Annotated in this window: 10 protein-coding genes and 2 pseudogenes; 11 read left to right on the forward strand and 1 reads right to left on the reverse strand. The window is 60.2% G+C overall.

The genetic code is table 11. From position 1 onward, the window contains the following. Positions 1 to 270 precede the first annotated feature (270 nt). Complete coding sequence (locus OKW30_RS17325) at positions 271 to 846, forward strand: hypothetical protein (protein ID WP_429347200.1); 576 nt, start codon at positions 271 to 273, stop codon at positions 844 to 846. A 242-nt stretch (positions 847 to 1,088) separates the two neighbouring features. After that, entirely contained in the window at positions 1,089 to 1,415 is a 327-nt protein-coding gene (locus OKW30_RS17330) for an H-NS family nucleoid-associated regulatory protein (protein WP_429347201.1), read from the forward strand. 252 nt (positions 1,416 to 1,667) lie between these two features. Here the strand turns inward: OKW30_RS17330 and OKW30_RS17335 are convergent, their stop codons facing one another. Beyond that, entirely contained in the window at positions 1,668 to 1,922 is a 255-nt protein-coding gene (locus tag OKW30_RS17335) for a hypothetical protein (RefSeq protein ID WP_429347202.1), read from the reverse strand. Positions 1,923 to 2,166: 244 nt separating this feature from the next. Here OKW30_RS17335 and OKW30_RS17340 point away from each other — a divergent pair. The 9 genes and pseudogenes from OKW30_RS17340 to OKW30_RS17380 all read left to right on the forward strand — a co-directional run. After that, positions 2,167 to 2,406, forward strand: a pseudogene (locus tag OKW30_RS17340) (helix-turn-helix domain-containing protein); the annotation flags it as partial. Between the two features lie 207 nt (positions 2,407 to 2,613). Next, a pseudogene (locus OKW30_RS17345) lies at positions 2,614 to 2,891 on the forward strand (hypothetical protein). Next, a complete protein-coding gene (locus OKW30_RS17350) occupies positions 2,866 to 3,825 on the forward strand; it encodes a tyrosine-type recombinase/integrase (protein ID WP_429347203.1) in 960 nt (319 codons plus the stop codon). The pseudogene OKW30_RS17345 and the gene OKW30_RS17350 overlap by 26 nt, the downstream one beginning before the upstream one ends. Positions 3,826 to 4,606: 781 nt before the next feature. Continuing rightward, on the forward strand, positions 4,607 to 7,699 hold the full coding sequence (locus OKW30_RS17355) for a sigma-70 family RNA polymerase sigma factor (RefSeq protein ID WP_429347204.1): 3,093 nt from the start codon (positions 4,607 to 4,609) through the stop codon (positions 7,697 to 7,699). A gap of 38 nt (positions 7,700 to 7,737) precedes the next feature. Then, the gene (locus OKW30_RS17360) at positions 7,738 to 9,207 is read left to right on the forward strand and encodes an ATP-binding protein (protein WP_429347205.1); all 1,470 of its coding nucleotides are present in this window, start codon (positions 7,738 to 7,740) and stop codon (positions 9,205 to 9,207) included. Between the two features lie 15 nt (positions 9,208 to 9,222). Next, positions 9,223 to 12,081, forward strand: coding sequence for a Z1 domain-containing protein (locus OKW30_RS17365; RefSeq protein WP_429347206.1), 2,859 nt, complete (start codon positions 9,223 to 9,225; stop codon positions 12,079 to 12,081). Continuing rightward, positions 12,065 to 13,075: a PD-(D/E)XK motif protein gene (locus OKW30_RS17370; RefSeq protein WP_429347207.1), complete on the forward strand. Its 1,011-nt coding sequence runs from the start codon at positions 12,065 to 12,067 to the stop codon at positions 13,073 to 13,075. Before OKW30_RS17365 ends, OKW30_RS17370 begins: the two co-directional genes overlap by 17 nt. After that, positions 13,072 to 14,844: an AIPR family protein gene (locus tag OKW30_RS17375; protein WP_429347208.1), complete on the forward strand. Its 1,773-nt coding sequence runs from the start codon at positions 13,072 to 13,074 to the stop codon at positions 14,842 to 14,844. Before OKW30_RS17370 ends, OKW30_RS17375 begins: the two co-directional genes overlap by 4 nt. A gap of 322 nt (positions 14,845 to 15,166) precedes the next feature. Further along, positions 15,167 to 16,633, forward strand: coding sequence for a 3'-5' exonuclease (locus OKW30_RS17380; RefSeq protein ID WP_429347765.1), 1,467 nt, complete (start codon positions 15,167 to 15,169; stop codon positions 16,631 to 16,633). Positions 16,634 to 16,668 lie beyond the last annotated feature (35 nt).

Here is a 16,668-nt window from a genome sequence, read left to right on the forward strand (position 1 = left end):
ATCTGTCCCGTCGTGATACGCGTACCCCTATCGCCGGCCTTCGACCGCCGGATCTCATGGCCCCCAGGATGCTGCTTCCGGTGAGGTGTTGGCGTCGCCGGAGCCAGGTGCCCACATCAACGAGGTTGTCGCGAAACGTCGTACTGAAGAAACCGCGAAGATCTCGGGGTCACGCCTGGTATCCGTGAGATGCCACTCATATCGGTCGCCAGGTTGGATCGCCTGATCCGCGCAGCGGTATTCCCGTCATTCCCATCGTAAGGAGCAGAGATGGCGTTATTGGTCATGCAGGTCGCAGTGAGCGGGGAACTGGTAGAGGTGTTCGAGATGCCGGTTGATGATGTCGACGGACACCGGATGCTCGCTTGTGCAAATGAGGACGAGCGGGTGATTCTCCGCGCCGGCCAGATCCTCGAAGACGGTGAGGTCTGGATCGATCTGATCGACACGGACGGCGAGACGCTGTTTGATCAGGTGGCATGTTTTCACCGGGCAGATGCCGCCGACGCGCTGCAGGTTCATTTCGGCATGAATGCCGAGGTCGTTAAAGACTGTCTTTCAAAGTCAAATGTTGCCTCGCTGTATGCGAGGCATCGCGTAGCTGCTCAAGCATACTTCCGCAAGGTTGACCGCCTTGTCGACTGCTCCAGGGTGAGCTCCAGACAAAGCAATCGCCGGCGGGTGGGTGACGCCAGCGTCATGGATCTCGTGGTCGAGCTTCGCAGGCGGCTGGACGGTGCGGACACCCTGCTCGCGCTGAGCGAGCTGCCCACGCGCGTACAGGCCGCGGCCGGGCAGCTGAAGGAAGCTGCGAAGTCCTACGCGACTGCTGTTCAGCATCTGTAAAGCGTTACCCAAGGCGCAGCTGGAGATGATATTTCACCGAAATGCGAAGCGGCGAGCCTCAAATAACACGTGCTTTCCCTGTCTTCCGGCCAGCTGGCTTCAGGCAACCCTTGACGGCGTCTTTTCTCACGGTCGGCGCGGATGGTTTCCTGGCGCAGTTTCATGTCGCCCCTTTCACCCCTGCACCTCGCCGGCCTCGGATGGATGAAAAGCGCCGGCAAAATACTTTACAGGAACGCCTTATGGACGAACGGAAACGGGACAGCATGATTGCGTATCTCCGCCACCGCATGGATGACTTCGGCATCAGCCCGGATGACCTCGCTACCTTCCTGGCGACTGAGCCTGCGGGATCGGAGATGGGTCGCTATCGTAGCGCGGGCGGTGATACCTGGAGCGGTGAAGGCGAGGTGCCTCAATGGCTTAGACAGGCTATTAGCGCGGGACAATCAATCGGGCACTTTGAGCTTCAGTGCGGAGCGCTCGCCCAACCGGCAACGCGGACCGGTGCGGACTGGAAAAACGACCCCTTCGCCGGAAGCCCGCTGGCGCGGTCGAGCCACCGCTAGGCAATAGTGTGCGGCTTCTGGCTCGACCCGGTAGTCGCTGATCGCTGATGGAACACTCCCCGTTCCGAACTGTGATGTTTCAATGGCACTGATTCACCCCTTGGCGACACTCGGCCCAAGCCCGTCAACGCCCGCCTCTCATCAGTTATTTTCCGTCATTCGATACCGGCCAGGGGCTTATTTGGGACGCCGCCAGTGTCAGCGGGTAAATCGAGACGCCGCCCTCTACGGTCACCCGTGGGTGCCGCCCCTTCACTCGTCCTGCTCGTCAAGATTTTTGCTCGATGAATTGGACCCTTCCGTATCCGGTTGGGAAGTTTGATCCTTGCCCGACTCGGTTGTTGAAACGTCAAGCTCATCAAGAGCCCTGTCGATTTTTTCGTTGTCGCCTTCATCGAGTGCTCGCTGCGCGGCCTGCTCCGAGGTGAGTTCATCCGCCCGGCCCGCGTGGCCTGATTGCCGTCTATTTCCGGAATCGTCAGATTCATCCCTGGTCATTTGCGTCATAGCACCTCCGTTTATAAATAAGGGGCCGGTCATGTCCGACCGTGGATATGGATCGCGCATCGAGCGTTCCTGCTACGAGCCGATGTCTGCCGGTTTAGGCCGGAGTTTGTTCATCCAGCCGAGGCACCTGATTGACATAACACCTGATCTCCACAGGCGGCCTTGTAGTGGCTAGATAGTAATGTCCGCTTTTCGATCCGTCGTACGCTGACCGGTCGCTGGGAATCCAGTGCCGGAGGCTTCGATGGCTGCGACCGAACGGATAACGATGACGAAGCGCGAAGTGGACAGGTTCAGGGTCATTCAGGACGTCGCCGACGGCAGGCTCAAGCCGGGGCGCGCGGCGGAACGGCTCAGGCTGACGACGCGGCAGATCCGGAGACTGGTCGGCAGACTGCGTGACCAGGGAGCGCCGGGTCTCGTGTCACGTCGTCGCGCGAAGGCCGTTTCCCCCGACATCAAGAGCCTATTGATCGAAGGGGCCGGTCAGATGGCACTTTTGTCGGCTATGTGGTCACTACCCCAAGTAGGTCGGCAGGGCGCGGCCTGCCGGTTTTTCATCACCCGGCAGGCCGCGCCCTTTCTTGCCGGAGTTACTCTTGATAAAATATGTTATCAAGAGTAAATTGCCGCCGGTGGCGGTGAGCTGTTACAGGTGCAGCCGGTGAGCGTTTTCAGGAGAACAAGACCGATGTCTTCCACTATCCCTAGCGCGCACGGCGCGCTGCAGCTGCTCACCGAGACCGATCCGGTTTCCGAGCTGGTCCGGCGCGCTGTCCGTCTCGAAGCCGCGGCCGACGGCAGGAGCGTGCTGCGGTCGACACCGACGCGCGCAGGCCCGGCATGCACCGCGAGGTGCGCTACGAAATCACGCCGGCCGAACTGATCGCGGCGATTCGCGCCGAGGGTCATGAACTACGCGCCGAACTCCGTGGAGAAAATCATGTCGATGCTGCCGGTCGCACCTGAGTCCCAGTCTGCCGGGCGGCGCCTGACCGCCGCGCAGTTCCAGCAACTCGCGGCCGTCCCGGCCGAAGCGGAGTGGTTCGCCAACCTCGACAACCCGCGCACCCGGCGCGCGTACCGGATCGACCTGCACGACTTCATGGGCTTCGCCGGCATCCAGCGGCCCGAAGAGTTTCGCGTCGTCACGCGCGCGCACGTGCTCGCGTGGCGGAAAACACTCGAGACGCGCGCGCTGTCCGGCGCGACGATCCGGCGCAAGCTCGCCGCGCTGTCGTCGCTGTTCGAGTACCTGTGCGAGCAGAACGCGGTCGACTTCAATCCGGTCAAAGGCGCAAAACGGCCCAGGGTCGACAGCCACGAGGGCAGGACGCCGGCGCTCGGCGACCACCAGGCGCGCGCGCTGCTCGACGCCCCGGATCCGGGGACGCTCAAGGGCCTGCGCGATCGCGCGCTGCTGTCGGTCTTGCTGTATCACGGGCTGCGCCGCGAGGAACTGTGCCGCCTGAAGGTGCGCGACATTCACGCACGCCGTGGGGTGCCGCACCTGCGCGTGCACGGCAAGGGTGACAAGACACGCTATCTGCCGTTGCATCCGGGCACCGCCGAGCGCGTGCACGCATACGTCGAGGTCGCCGGGCACGGCGAGCAGCCGAACGCGGCGCTGTTCCAGCGCGCGCGTGGTGGCTCAGGCAACGCCATCACACCGGACGGCGTCTATAAGGTCGTGCTCGCGTACGCCGCGCGGGTGAAGATCGCGATCGACGGCTTCGGCGTGCACAGCCTGCGCGCAACGGCGGCCACCAATGCGCTCGAGCACGAGGCCGATATCGCGAAGGTGCAGGAATGGCTCGGTCACGCGAATATCGCGACCACGCGTCTCTATGACCACCGGCGCCACCGGCCGGAAGATTCGCCCACGTTTAAGGTCACCTACTGAGGCGCAATCCTTATTCGCCTTATCGGATTGTCCGCGGGTCATGGTCTGCCGGCACGCTATGATTCGGGGCAACGAGCGCGAAGGGGTGCATAAAAGGCGCGCGTTCCGGGCAAGTCCGCCCCTCATCCGGAATTCTGTGATAACAGCCCGATAACATCGGCCAGGAACCACATTAAGCGAGAATGCCCGAGCGGCTCAGCCAAGGTGGGTGTCAACGTCAGCTAACGACCCTCTGCGGACGATCACCCTGGCTCGTCTCCAGGTCAGCGATGTGGCCGGTTGCGGACATTGGCTGCACTCCGTCTGCGGATAACTGCATGAAACGGCTGTCAATACCAGACTTAAACTGGGTCTGAACAAGTGAGGCTGTTTGGCGCCAGGCCCTTGAGCTCGTCATTGGCTAACGAATGACTGGCCGAGGCTCCCTTTCCTCCGAAAACAGAGAGCAATTAATCGAATCAGTGTTTGATCGTTCATCCCGCTCGGTCAAATCCGACAACACTCAGTGTATTTCGATGAATTTATAGGGTCACATCGATGTAACTTTTCGGCAAAATGGTGATACAGGGCTTTCGTCACATCGTTCGGCTAGGCTAGAATCCTTCGAGCAATTAAATGACCGCACGATTAGTAAAACTGCTCGTATAGCTGAACAACACTGCCTGCTACCACAGAATAAAAATCGCGTCACCATGCGCAGATCTGAGACCACCATCGCTTTGTTTTCCAAGGTCATTGAGTCCGTGATCTGTCTGGACTCATGCGGACCTAAGAAGCGAGCATGAACCCGACTAATCCGACGGTTTCTGAACCTGCTCCTCGGCTTAGCCGACTTTTCAAGGTTGCGATCATCGCCGGCATTGAAGCGTCCGTCCGGTTTCACGTGAAGCGTGGCGACTCGCTCGAGGCGCGCGATGACAAAGGACTTACGCCATTGATGTTGGCGGCCTCGTATGGCCGCCTGTCGATTTGCAAGCTGCTGCTCGCTTCGGGCGCAGATATTTCCCTTAAGGATCAATTCAACCGGGACGCGCAAGCGCTCGCCGAAGCCAAGGGCCATGCCGACATTGTTCAACTGCTAAAGCAAACATCGGCAGAGTCGGCTTTGGCTGACCAGATTGTCGCCTCCTCTGATGGCGTGAGTTTGCAGGCTGACGCACCCGAGTTTCAACGGGATGAAGAACGGCAAACCACGATCGAGTCGTTCGACACGCGCACTGCCAACGAATTATCGGCCCTCAACGCGCTCGTAGAGGAAATATCCACGCCGAAAATTGCCGAACCCACGATTCATGCGCTCCGTCTCTATTCGGATGTCGATCGGCCCGGGGCAGAGGACAACCCCTTCGGCTGGCTTGTCAGTCAGAGGACATCGGATCGGGATGTGTCACGAGCCCAAGCGTTGGCGCAGCCGGCTTTGACTTCGCGCGACGCGCGCTCCTACGAGTCAGCCGTGACTGCCTCATCGGTGCTTCAATCGGCACCGCAAACGTCTTCCGCGATCGATTCGCCTGCCGAGCCTATCCCGCATGAGCCAGCAGCCGCGGCGCTCGGAGTACAGATTGCCGTGTCGGAATCCGACGCCTCGCGCCCTCAGCCGCAGGTTCTAGCTTTTACCAACCGACGGGCTTGTGACGTACCGGACCAGTCTGACTTGTTTCTCAGCCTTGACCTCGCCGGTTGGGACGAAGAGCAGGATGCGCCGCGCCCTCAAAGCGACGATACGATCACCGCGATCGCGGTGGCGGCCAATAAGGCGATAGCCATCCACCGCGTCATTGACTCCTTCGAGGATTGGTCAGATTTTGATCTCGATCTGCCGGACAGCGCGCGACCACGTCCAGTCGATGAGGAGGCCGATCGCGAACTTCGTCGAGTACTGGCGCAAGCGATCGAGCAAGGCAGTGTTCCCGAGGAAGAGGTGGCATCGCTGATCCTGATTCAGCAGGAAGCGGAAAGAAGTCGTTTTGAATTCGCGTTGCGAACCACGATCTCGGATCTGGGCGCCGAAACCGACGAGCGCATCGGCCACGACACAATGCAGTTTCGCCTTGATGACGAGCCATTATCAGACCCTGCTGTCTACGAAGCGCTCGATTTTCTCGACGGCATCCTAAGCAAGCGCAACGACCCGCCGAACCTCTACGCCCGCAACGCGAAAAGCGCTCGTTGGGGCGCCACGCAGCTGCTCACTTCTGACGAGGAAATGGCTCTAGGTCGGGAAATGGAAGCGGGCATTGGTGGCGCGCTCGATGCCCTTTCCCGCTGGCCCGAGGGAATCGCCCTCATTGCGAATTTCGGAGAACGCATTCAGTCCGGCGAGATGTCATTCGACGACACCGAGCCGTCGGAGCCTTCCACTTTCGCCAGCGACGAAACGACTCATAGGCCGCATGCGCACCAGTCCGAGTCGTTTGCGGCCGAGGACGAAGCGCATGATACCCAGGAGCCCGTCGCCCTCGAGTCCGATTCGACTGACTCCACCGAGCCCGAGAAAGATGATCTAGATGAGAGGACCGCCGAAGTCGAGCCCGAGGCGGGAGCGCCGGCCGCAAAAGGCATTGCAGGAAAAATCGCGGCGATCGTGTCGCTTGCGGACCGCTCGGAAGCCCCCGCACCCGCGATCCGTCAGGCGCTCGCGGACGCCCATCTCCCCACAGCGTTACTGCTCTCCCTGATGGAAAACGCGAGTGCTTCCGAACAACAGGCCGCCGCGGATTTTTCAGCGTTTCTCACTCAATTTCTGCAGGCCCGGAATCAGATGGTGGTGTCCAACTTCGGCCTTGCACTTTCGGTGGCAAAAAAATATCTGCATTCCGGATTGCCTTTGGACGATTTGATCCAAGAGGGCAACTTGGGCTTGATGAAGGCAGCCGAAAAATTCGACTGGCGGCGAGGATTTAAGTTTTCGACCTACGCGACATGGTGGATTCGGCAGACGATCACACGCTACATCGCCGACACCGGACTAATGATCCGAATCCCCGTTCATCAACGGGAGAAGATCAACAAAGCCAAGCGACTCGCGGCAGAATTCGAAAGGGCGAACGGCGAAAGCATGCCTTTGGTGGACATCGCGAAGCTCATGCGCGCTTCTCCGGAGCGGGCAATCGTTTTGATGCAAATAGAGGCCGGTCCCGAGAGCCTAGATGAATGGGCGATCGACGGTCGGCCACCGGCCACCTATCGCTTTCCTGACGAAAGGGCCGCGGAGGCTTTGCTCGCCGTAGATAGACAGCACTTGCGACGAAGCCTCGACGTGCAACTCGACTCCATGCCCGAGCGACTGGCCGAAGTCATGCGAGCGCGGTTTGGATGGGAAGACGGAGAATCGAAGACGCTTGAAGAAGTCGGACAGCTTTTCGGCGTGACGCGCGAGCGGATTCGCCAAATTGAATCGAAGGCGCTCAAAGCCTTGAAGCATCCCGGTCGATCTGAGGCGTTGAAGATCTGGCTCGACCTTGCGCCAGATCTTTCCCGACGCGCGTCGCCACCTCTTCCCGACCCGCGTCGCGGCAGAATGAGAAAGACGCCGGAATGTTCGCCAGCCAAGGAGGATGAGGCACATAGCGCCCCCCTTGATGACGATGGATGCCTCCAATCTGACTCTCATTCGAGCAGCGAGGACGTCGTGGAGGAATACACCATCCGCAATGCCAAAGAGGACGAGGAAGCACGCGTAGACAAAAACCTGGCGTTCGGGTTGAAGCTTGCCGCCAATTACAACTTGGCCGTGGTCGACAAACGCATCAGTGGCGTCGGCAACGTGTGGATCATGATGCAAAAAATCGAGGAGCCCGAGCATAGAAAGGTGGCGAGAATGTTGATGGCGCTGGGCTTCGAGCATCTGTCCGGCACGGGATTTTGGCGATGAACGCAAGCGCGAGAAAAGTTCCACCGCGCGCGGGGGCAATGCTTGAAGCGCTTCGCGGTTTGGGCTACTCAACGGCGGCCGCGCTCGCCGACATTATCGACAACAGCATCTCGGCCGGCGCCACCGAAGTCGACATCGAATTTTCTTGGAGCGAGGCACTCAGCTGCATCCATGTACTCGACAATGGCCGGGGCATGAACGACGCGGAACTCGAAAGCGCAATGCGCTTAGGCGACCGCCATCCCCTAGACGCGCGGGCCGCGAGCGACCTGGGGCGCTTTGGCATGGGGCTTAAGACCGCGTCGCTTTCGCAATGCCGGCGTCTGACGGTCGCATCGAAGAAGGCTGGCCAGACCAACTGCCTGCGCTGGGACCTCGACGCGTTAGAAGCCAGCGTGGACGACGACTGGCTCCTTTATGAGGGGCCCGCCGCAGGCTCCGAAGCGTTGATTGAGCCGCTGGCCGCGCAATCTTCCGGCACGCTGGTCCTGTGGGAGTGCATGGACCGGGTGGTCTCGCCCGGCTTTACCATGAAGAACTTCTTCGACCTCATCAATGAGGTCGAGCAGCAGCTCGCGATGATTTTCCATCGATTCCTTGATGGCGAAAGCCCGCGGCTCATTTTGCGCATCAATGAGAGAGCAATTCGCCCTTGGGATCCGTTCATGATGTACCACCCCGCCAAATCCTGGACGTCGCCCGTTGCCACTTATCCAGCGGAGGGCGGCGCAATCCGGATCGCGACCCATGTACTGCCACACAAGGACCGTCTGTCGCCCGAAGAATACAAGCGCGCCGAGGGCCCCAGCGGATGGACGGCGCAACAGGGCTTCTACGTGTATCGAAACGAACGTCTTCTCGTGGCTGGCGGATGGCTGGGCCTTGGGCAAGGCCGCGCCTGGAACAAGGAAGAATCCTACCGTCTGGCTCGGATCCGGCTTGACATCCCAAACACGGCGGACGCGCTGTGGCGAATTGACATTCGCAAGTCCGTCGCCCGGCCGCCTGCTGCGCTTCGCCCTTGGCTAACGCAGTTTGCCGAGGACGCTCGGCGCCGTGCTCGCCATGTGTTCGCGTTTCGGGCCAAACCCGCAACACGCTCGACAGGAGACGGCGTCGTAGAACAGGCTTGGCGAGTCGAGCGGCTGGCTAGCGGCATGCGCTATCGAATCGACGAGAGCCATTCAGCCATCCAGGCGCTGCTGGAGGCCGCCGGACCGCTCGCGCCGCTGGCCAGAGCGACTTTTCGAGTGATAGAGGAGACCGTTCCCGTGCAGCGGATCTGGTTAGACACGGCCGAGAACAATGAGACGCCCAAGACCCAGTTCGCAGACGAGCCCCCTTCGAACGTGATCGAAGTGCTGCGGGTACTCTTCGAAGACATGATTCATCGCAAGGGAATGTCCCCTGAGTCTGCCAGACATATCCTGGGGAACATGGAGCCGTTCCACGCGTATCCCGCGCTGGTCGACTCGCTGGGCTTCGACGATGCGCAAGAGCCTCAATAAACAATAGGAAAGCCAGTGGCCTTCAACGACGAAAGCAAGCAGCGGATTATCTCCATCGCCCAGAACCTGATTTCGGCGAAGGTCGCGGCCCCCTCCCAGATCAACCCGACCATGGTGGAAGAACAGGTTTCAATGGCGGTCGGGCTCTTGCATCCGGAGGGCCTTGATGAAACGCACAAGCAGGCCGTCGTCTACGAACTTATCCGGCGATTCAGCTCGTGGATCGGAAAGGACACCACTCTCGTCAATGCCGAGGGGCACGTCGCGTGGCTGAATTCCGCGCGCAAAAAGGGCTGGCGATACTGGGAAAGATACCGGCAGTGGTCCGAGCGAAAGATGTCGGACGCGGCGATCAAGGCCCTGGACGACTCGACCGATCGCGTGCTCGGCAACCTCGAAGACCCGCAGCGCGAAGGTCGATGGGACCGCCGCGGCTTGGTCGTGGGCCACGTTCAGTCGGGCAAGACGGGCAACTATACCGGGCTCGTATGCAAGGCCGCCGACGCCGGCTACAAGGTCATCATCATTCTGGCAGGAATGCACAACAACCTCCGGTCGCAAACCCAGATTCGCCTGGAAGAGGGCTTTCTCGGTCACGAAACAGCGGGCTTGCGCGAAATGGGCCAGCTGATCGGGGTCGGACTGATCAACGGCGAGGCAAGAATCCAGCCTCAATGCGCCACCCGCCGCGCCGATTCAGGCGATTTCAATAGAAGAGTCGCCAAGCATCTGGCCATCTCTCCGGAGGAACGCCCCTGGCTGTTTGTCGTGAAAAAGAACAAGAGCGTTCTGGACACGCTTATCCAATGGATCAATGCGCGCGTCGCTGATTCGGTCGACTCCTCGGGACGCAAATTCGTCTCAAGCCTGCCGCTGCTGGTCATCGACGATGAGGCCGACCACGCATCAGTCGACACCGGCGAGCAGTTGTTCGACGCCGACGGCAATCCTGACGAGGACTATCAGCCGAAGGTCATCAACAGCCGCATCCGCAAGCTGCTGAACGCGTTTGAAAAGGCCGCTTATGTCGGCTATACCGCGACCCCGTTTGCGAACATCTTCATTCACCGCAGCAACTGGACCACTGATGAAGGCGAAGACCTTTTTCCTTCCAGCTTCATCACAAATCTGGCAGCACCGTCCAACTATATTGGCCCAGCTCGGATGTTTGGCCTGCTGACCACCGAAGGGCGCGTCGGTGGCCTTGGTCTCACTCGCTACATCGAAGACCACTTCAACGAAGATACTAAAAAAGGCTGGATGCCCCCCAAGCATGACGGCACCCACGTGCCGCTGCACAAGGGATCCGATACGGTACCGCCATCCCTGATAGAAGCCATCCACTCGTTCACTCTGGCCTGCGCCGCGCGTGTGTGCAGGGGGCAGGGTAAAGAGCATTGCTCGATGCTGATCCACGTGACGAGGCTTAACAACGTCCAGAAGGAAGTGCATCGACAGGTCGACGCGTTGGTCCGGGACATGACGCAGCGCCTTTCCCGCAAAATCGGGCAGACCCAACTTGTCGCCGATCTGAAAGCGCTATGGGAATCGGATTTTGTGCCACAAAGCGAAGAAATTCGAGAAGCCGCTCCGGATCTCATGGACGGCGTCTCGTTGCCGACCTGGGAGCAGGTGCTCGCCGCCCTGCCCGACTCGCTGGCCGACATCAAGGTCCGCATGATCAACGGCCTAGCCAAAGAAGCCACGGATTATATCGAGCATGAGGGCGTCGGCCTCAAAGTCATCACAATTGGCGGAGAGAAGCTGGCTCGAGGGCTCACCCTCGAAGGCCTGTGCACGAGCTACTTCGTCCGCACCACGAAGATGTATGACACCCTGATGCAGATGGGCCGATGGTTCGGGTATCGCCCGGCCTATGTCGATTTGTGCAGGCTCTACACCACTCCGGAGCTAGTCGAGTGGTTCTGCCACATCGCCGACGCGGCCGAGGAGCTACGACTGGAATTTGACCTCATGGCCGAGAGCGGCGAGACGCCAAGAGAGTATGGCCTGAAGGTCCTCTCTCACCCAGTGCTGATGGTGACCTCGCCACTGAAAATGCGCAGCTCGAAGACCCTGCATTTGTCATTCAGCGGCCAAGTGCTTGAAACCGTCGCCCTTCACTCCAATAAGGAGCGGCTGCAACAGAATTTGAACGCGACGAAAAGCCTTCTAAGCAAAATGGGGGCGCCCGCTTCCGATTCGCCGAGAAAAAACCTGCTCTGGCGCGACATACCGGGCGAAGACATTGTGGAGTTTTTCAACGCCTACTCAACGCACCGCGAGGCCCTCAAAGTCAACAGCGCAATGCTGTCCGAGTTCATCACATCAATGATGAAGGTGAATGAGCTGACGACCTGGACAGTCGTGCTGATGGGGGGCGGTGAGGGCGATCCCTATGATTTCGGAAATGGAATCATGGTGTCGAATATGCTGCGCCGCAAAGGCGATGACTCGGCGGCTCAAAAAGGCCGGTACTCGATCGGGCGACTGCTTTCCCCTTCGGATGAAGCGCTCGACCTAGATCAAGCGGCATGGGAAGAGGCCATGAAATTGACCTTGCAATCGTGGAGCGACGACCCGGGCCGGCGCAAGGACGGTACCCAGCCCAAGAAGCCCGAGATTCCCAGCGGTCTGGCGATTCGCAAGATTCGAGGCGACGGGGTCGAGGGCGTGGTGAAGCCCTCGCCAGAAAACGGCCTGCTGCTGCTTTACCCGCTCGATCCGAAAAAATCTGACGTCTCCGCCCTATTTGACGGATGGGACGCTCCCATCATGGCCGTCGGCGTCAGCTTCCCTAAGAGCCATTCGGACCGAACCGTCGCATACGACGTGGACCACCGCCACTGGGAAAACTATGGCCCGGCCGATTAAGGAATTCTCGCTCGCCTGGAAAGCGCTGTCAGGGTACTCCGGCGGCGACGGCTGGCGCACCCTGCCAGTGGCGCACGCCGGCCCGCGTGGTCTGCTCGCCGGCCGCCGCTTCCCCGGCAACGAAGAGGCGGTGCTCATACGCTTTGACTCCGCGCGCCTGCCTGCGGCATCCACGCTGCCAAGCGGGCAAGGCTTTTCCGTCGATCGTGTCATTTCTGACGATTTGGGCGAGGGATGGCTTGCGCTGTCGCGGCAGGCGGACGGCGCCCACGAGTTGTTTGAGGTGATGGTCAGCGATGTCGTTGGTGTACTCGACGCGTGCGTGGGGAGCAGCGAAGCCCAGACGCTTCACAGCTTTCTGAGCCGTGTTCGCGGATGGCAAAGCTTCATGCAATCCGGGTCTTCGGGTATGGGCCCGGAGGCCGAACTCGGGCTCGCTGGCGAGCTGGCCTTCCTGTGCGAGTTGCTCAGAGCGGGGTTGGGCCCGACGTTCGCCTTGCAGGCATGGGTTGGGCCGCTGCGCGAATCGCAAGATTTCCAGATCGGTGCCGGCGCGGTGGAGGTGAAGTCGACGCTTTCTGGGGCCGGATTTCGCGCGAAAATTGGCTCTCTGGACCAACTGGACGACTCGACGCGCTCTCCCCTCTTTCTGGGAGCGGCTCGCTTCATCGAGTCTCCGGCAGGGTCTGCATTGCCCGACCTAGCCGCAGCCGTTCGAGACGCTTTGGCTGCCGACGTTCTGGCAGTCAATCTGTTCAATGACCGCCTTCTTTTCGCCGGCTACGTGGACGCGCACTCGGAGCGATTCACCCGGCGGTTCACCCTGGTTGACTTGCGGTTCTTTGACGTCAGCTCGGGTTTCCCCAAGCTGACTCCCGCAATCGTGCCCGTCGGCGTTCTTCGCGCGAGCTACGAGATCGAGGTCGACTTGGCCAGCACGCTCCCCCTTTCCTCGACAGACGTATTGCAAAGACTTGGAGTTCTCTTAGCATGACACTGCAAGATTTTTTGACGGAGACCCAACAAGAGGTCCGCCAACAGCTGAGCGAAGGACAGCTTTATCCCGAACTCGCGTTCGCAGAAGTGATGATGCTTCATCTGGCGAATATCGGAATGACCGTCGATCCGGCCATTTGTCATCACGAGGGCCAGTATCGCAATGCGGTCTTCCGGCTGACCGGATACGCCATTTCCGAGGACGGCGACCAGTTGGACCTCTTTGTCTGCCTCTATGGGGGCGTGGACGTCGTGACTAACGTGAACGATTCCGAGACACGCGCTGCCGTTGAACAATGCCTGCGGTTCCTTGAACGATGCACAACCGGCGCGCTGGTTCGAGACCTGGACGACTCCTCCGAGGTGAAGGCATTGGCCAATCTTATTCAGGAGCACTACAACGGGCTCGATCAAGTTCGCGTGTTCGTGCTCACGGATAAGGTTGCCAGGGCCAAGAGCTTTCGCACTCGTGAAGTGGGAGGACGTTCGGTCAAGCTCGAAGTCATGGACATCGAGCGGCTCTATCGGCACGTCGCGGAAGGCAAGCCGCGCGACGAACTGGTCGTCAACTTCAAGGAGGTGTCCGGCGCCCCGATCCCCTGCGTGTATGTGCCCGGAGCCAACGGCGACTACGACTACGCGTTAACGGCCATTCCAGGCGAGGCGCTGCGCTTCATTTACGATCGCTATGGCCCTCGCCTGCTGGAGGCCAACGTTCGCTCATTTCTGAGCAACAAGGGACGCGGGGTCAATGCTGGCATTGCGGCGACGATTCGCAATGCTCCAGACCGCTTCATGGCTTACAACAACGGAGTGGTTCTCGTGACCGACGAGGTTAGCCTCGAACGGGACGCCAACGGCGCGCCAGGCATCGCGTGGCTGCGAGGACTGCAGATTGTCAACGGGGGCCAAACGACCGCATCCATTTTCTTTGCCAAGAAGAAGTATCCCGACACGGATCTTTCGCAGGTGTGGGTGGCCGCCAAAGTCATCGTGATGAAGGCGACAGACTCTGCGCAAGAAGAGGCTCTCATCTCGGACATTTCGCGCTTCGCCAACAGCCAGAACGCGGTGAAGCAATCGGACCTTTCGGCTAACAAACCCTTCCACGTCGAAGTCGAGAAGCTCTCGCTCTCGGTGTATTGTCCCGACGGTGTCAGCCGCTGGTTTTACGAGCGTGCCGCAGGCAGCTACAACACCCTGCTAATGCGCGAGGGCTCCACAGCCGCCAAGCTTAGGCAATTGAAGGAAACCATCCCTACCGCTCGCCGGATCACGAAAACCGATCTGGCCAAGTTCATCAACGCTTGGGATTGCCAGCCTGACTTGGTCAGCATGGGCTCGCAAAAGAATTTCGATCGCTTCATGTCGACCCTCACCGCCGAAGAAGAAGAGGCTGTGCCCCCGCTTCCGGACGTCAACGCGTTCAAATCGATGATCGCTAAAGCGATCATCTTTAAGGCGACGACCAAGCTAGTTCGCCTCATGTTCCAAGCATTCCAAGCGAACATTGTCGCCTACACCATCGCGGTCACGGCCAATAGTTTGGGCGCATCCATCAAGCTCGAACGAATTTGGGCAAAACAGAGAGTTTCAGACGAACTGCTGGCTCAAATTGGAATTTGGGCGCGAGAAGTGGCCGAAGAACTCCATGGGACAGCCGGCAACCGGATGGTTTCGGAGTGGGCCAAGCGGCCTGAGTGCAAACAGGCGATGATGGCGGCCAGCTATTCGCCGGCTTCCAAAGGCATTCCTGAATGCGCTTGACAGTTCACGCATGATCGACGTCGTCTCCCACGAAGAGCGAAAGCCAATGACGTCTGGCTCTCAAGTGAAGAATGTTGCACTGCCAGCGGCGCATATCAGGCACAAGCGGCCATTCGATCGACAAACGTTACCGGCAGAGAGCGGCCGAATTTGGCCGGGCTCTGCCTGATGGGGATCGGCAGAGCCCGACCCGCGAGGGGCGGGCGCGATGTGGATTCGGCCGTCTAGCCGTCGACGGCACGGAGATCGGTTGCCGCCTCGCAGCTTGCCCATAGGCGAATTTCCGGCACACTACGGGCATCTTCGCTCAGCCTCACATGCCATGCCCCATTCGTTTAAGCCTACCGCCGAACAGCACGCCGTCGTAGATGCGGTTCTTGGCGGCGGCGACCTGAAGGTCAAGGCGTATGCCGGCGCGGGCAAGACTTCGACATTACGGCTGGTTGCCGATCATCTCGCCGGTAACCGCGGCAGCTATCTCGCCTTCAACAAGGAAATCGCCGGGCACGCTCGCCGCGGCTTTCCGCCGAATGTCAGCGCGCGCACGGTGCATTCGCTCGCGTATGCATCCGTTGCTCCCGCCCTGACCGCGCGCGTGAATCTCCCGGCCGAGCCACCGCACGAATTGGCTGCCCGCTATGGCCTCCGACCGATACAGGTGCCCACCATCACCGGCAAAACCGTCGAAGTCACGCCGTTCGAAATTGGCCGGATGGTTGCCGACGGCCTGGGCAGATTCTGCCGCTCGGCGCGGCTGCGGCCGGAGGCTTTCCACATCCCTGTCGACGAAAAGGTACATGACAAGGCGGCCGACTGGCTGCGCGAATCGTTGCTTCCCTGCGTAGTGCGCCTGTGGAACGAGAGCACTGACCCACGCGGGCGCAGCGCCGTTACGCCGGACGTCTATTTAAAAGTCTGGGCGCAGACAGAACCGCGTATCGATTCGGACTTCATCCTGTTCGACGAGGCGCAGGACAGCGATGGCGTCATGCTCTCGGTGCTTGCCCGCCAGGGCCACGCGCAGATCATCTACGTCGGCGACCCCTACCAGCAAATCTATGAGTGGCGCGGCGCGGTCAATGCGATGGCACAGATCGACGCGCCCGAGCGTGCGCTAACCGAATCGTTCCGCTTCGGACCGACGTTCGCGGCGCTCGCCAGTCGTATTCTCGCTCTGCTTGGCGAGTGCACGCCGATTCGCGGCCAGGCCCACATCGGTTCGATCATGGTGGAAGATCCGGATATCTCACCGCCCGTCGATGCCATCCTGTGTCGCAAGAATGTGACGGCGATCTGGCAATTGGCCGCGGGCGTCGAAGCGGGTCATAAGCCCGCGATCCGGATGAGTCCCACTGAGATCGTAGCGTTTGCAGACGGCGCCGATCAGTTGCTGGCCGGCAAGCGAGCTTTCCGGCCAGCGGCATTTTCGCTGTTCGAAACGTGGAAGGACGCTCAATCGTTTGCCCGGAGCGCGGTCGGGCGCGACTTGCTACCGATCGTACGGATCGTCGACGAGTGTGGCACCGCCTACCTGCGGGCGCTGGCGCAGCGAGTTACGCCCGAGTCGGGCGCCGACTACGTGATCTCGACCGTGCACCGTGCGAAGGGACTGGAATGGAAACGGGTGAAGGTAGCCAATGATTTTCGCTTCAAGACCGTTGACGGGCGCCTGACGCTTGACGAGGACGAGATGCGCCTGCTTTACGTGGCCGTGACGCGCGCACAGCATGTGCTGGACATCTCCGAGCTACGCGAGGAGCTATTACGGTTGTTCAACTCGCGTCGGTGACTGCGCAGGGCTGCTCCGTGCCAGGATGACTTTCA

This window comes from Paraburkholderia sp. Clong3 (genome assembly GCF_050436485.1).
Classification (GTDB): domain Bacteria; phylum Pseudomonadota; class Gammaproteobacteria; order Burkholderiales; family Burkholderiaceae; genus Paraburkholderia; species Paraburkholderia tuberum.

What these genes read in the sequence shown, in the direction of transcription:
- OKW30_RS17325 (WP_429347200.1), top strand. Translation starts at nt 271, where the DNA reads ATGGCGTTATTGGTCATGCAGGTCGCAGTGAGCGGGGAACTGGTAGAG.
- OKW30_RS17330 (WP_429347201.1), top strand. Translation starts at nt 1,089, where the DNA reads ATGGACGAACGGAAACGGGACAGCATGATTGCGTATCTCCGCCACCGC.
- OKW30_RS17335 (WP_429347202.1), bottom strand. Translation starts at nt 1,922, where the DNA reads ATGACGCAAATGACCAGGGATGAATCTGACGATTCCGGAAATAGACGG.
- OKW30_RS17350 (WP_429347203.1), top strand. Translation starts at nt 2,866, where the DNA reads ATGTCGATGCTGCCGGTCGCACCTGAGTCCCAGTCTGCCGGGCGGCGC.
- OKW30_RS17355 (WP_429347204.1), top strand. Translation starts at nt 4,607, where the DNA reads ATGAACCCGACTAATCCGACGGTTTCTGAACCTGCTCCTCGGCTTAGC.
- OKW30_RS17360 (WP_429347205.1), top strand. Translation starts at nt 7,738, where the DNA reads ATGCTTGAAGCGCTTCGCGGTTTGGGCTACTCAACGGCGGCCGCGCTC.
- OKW30_RS17370 (WP_429347207.1), top strand. Translation starts at nt 12,065, where the DNA reads ATGGCCCGGCCGATTAAGGAATTCTCGCTCGCCTGGAAAGCGCTGTCA.
- OKW30_RS17375 (WP_429347208.1), top strand. Translation starts at nt 13,072, where the DNA reads ATGACACTGCAAGATTTTTTGACGGAGACCCAACAAGAGGTCCGCCAA.
- OKW30_RS17380 (WP_429347765.1), top strand. Translation starts at nt 15,167, where the DNA reads ATGCCCCATTCGTTTAAGCCTACCGCCGAACAGCACGCCGTCGTAGAT.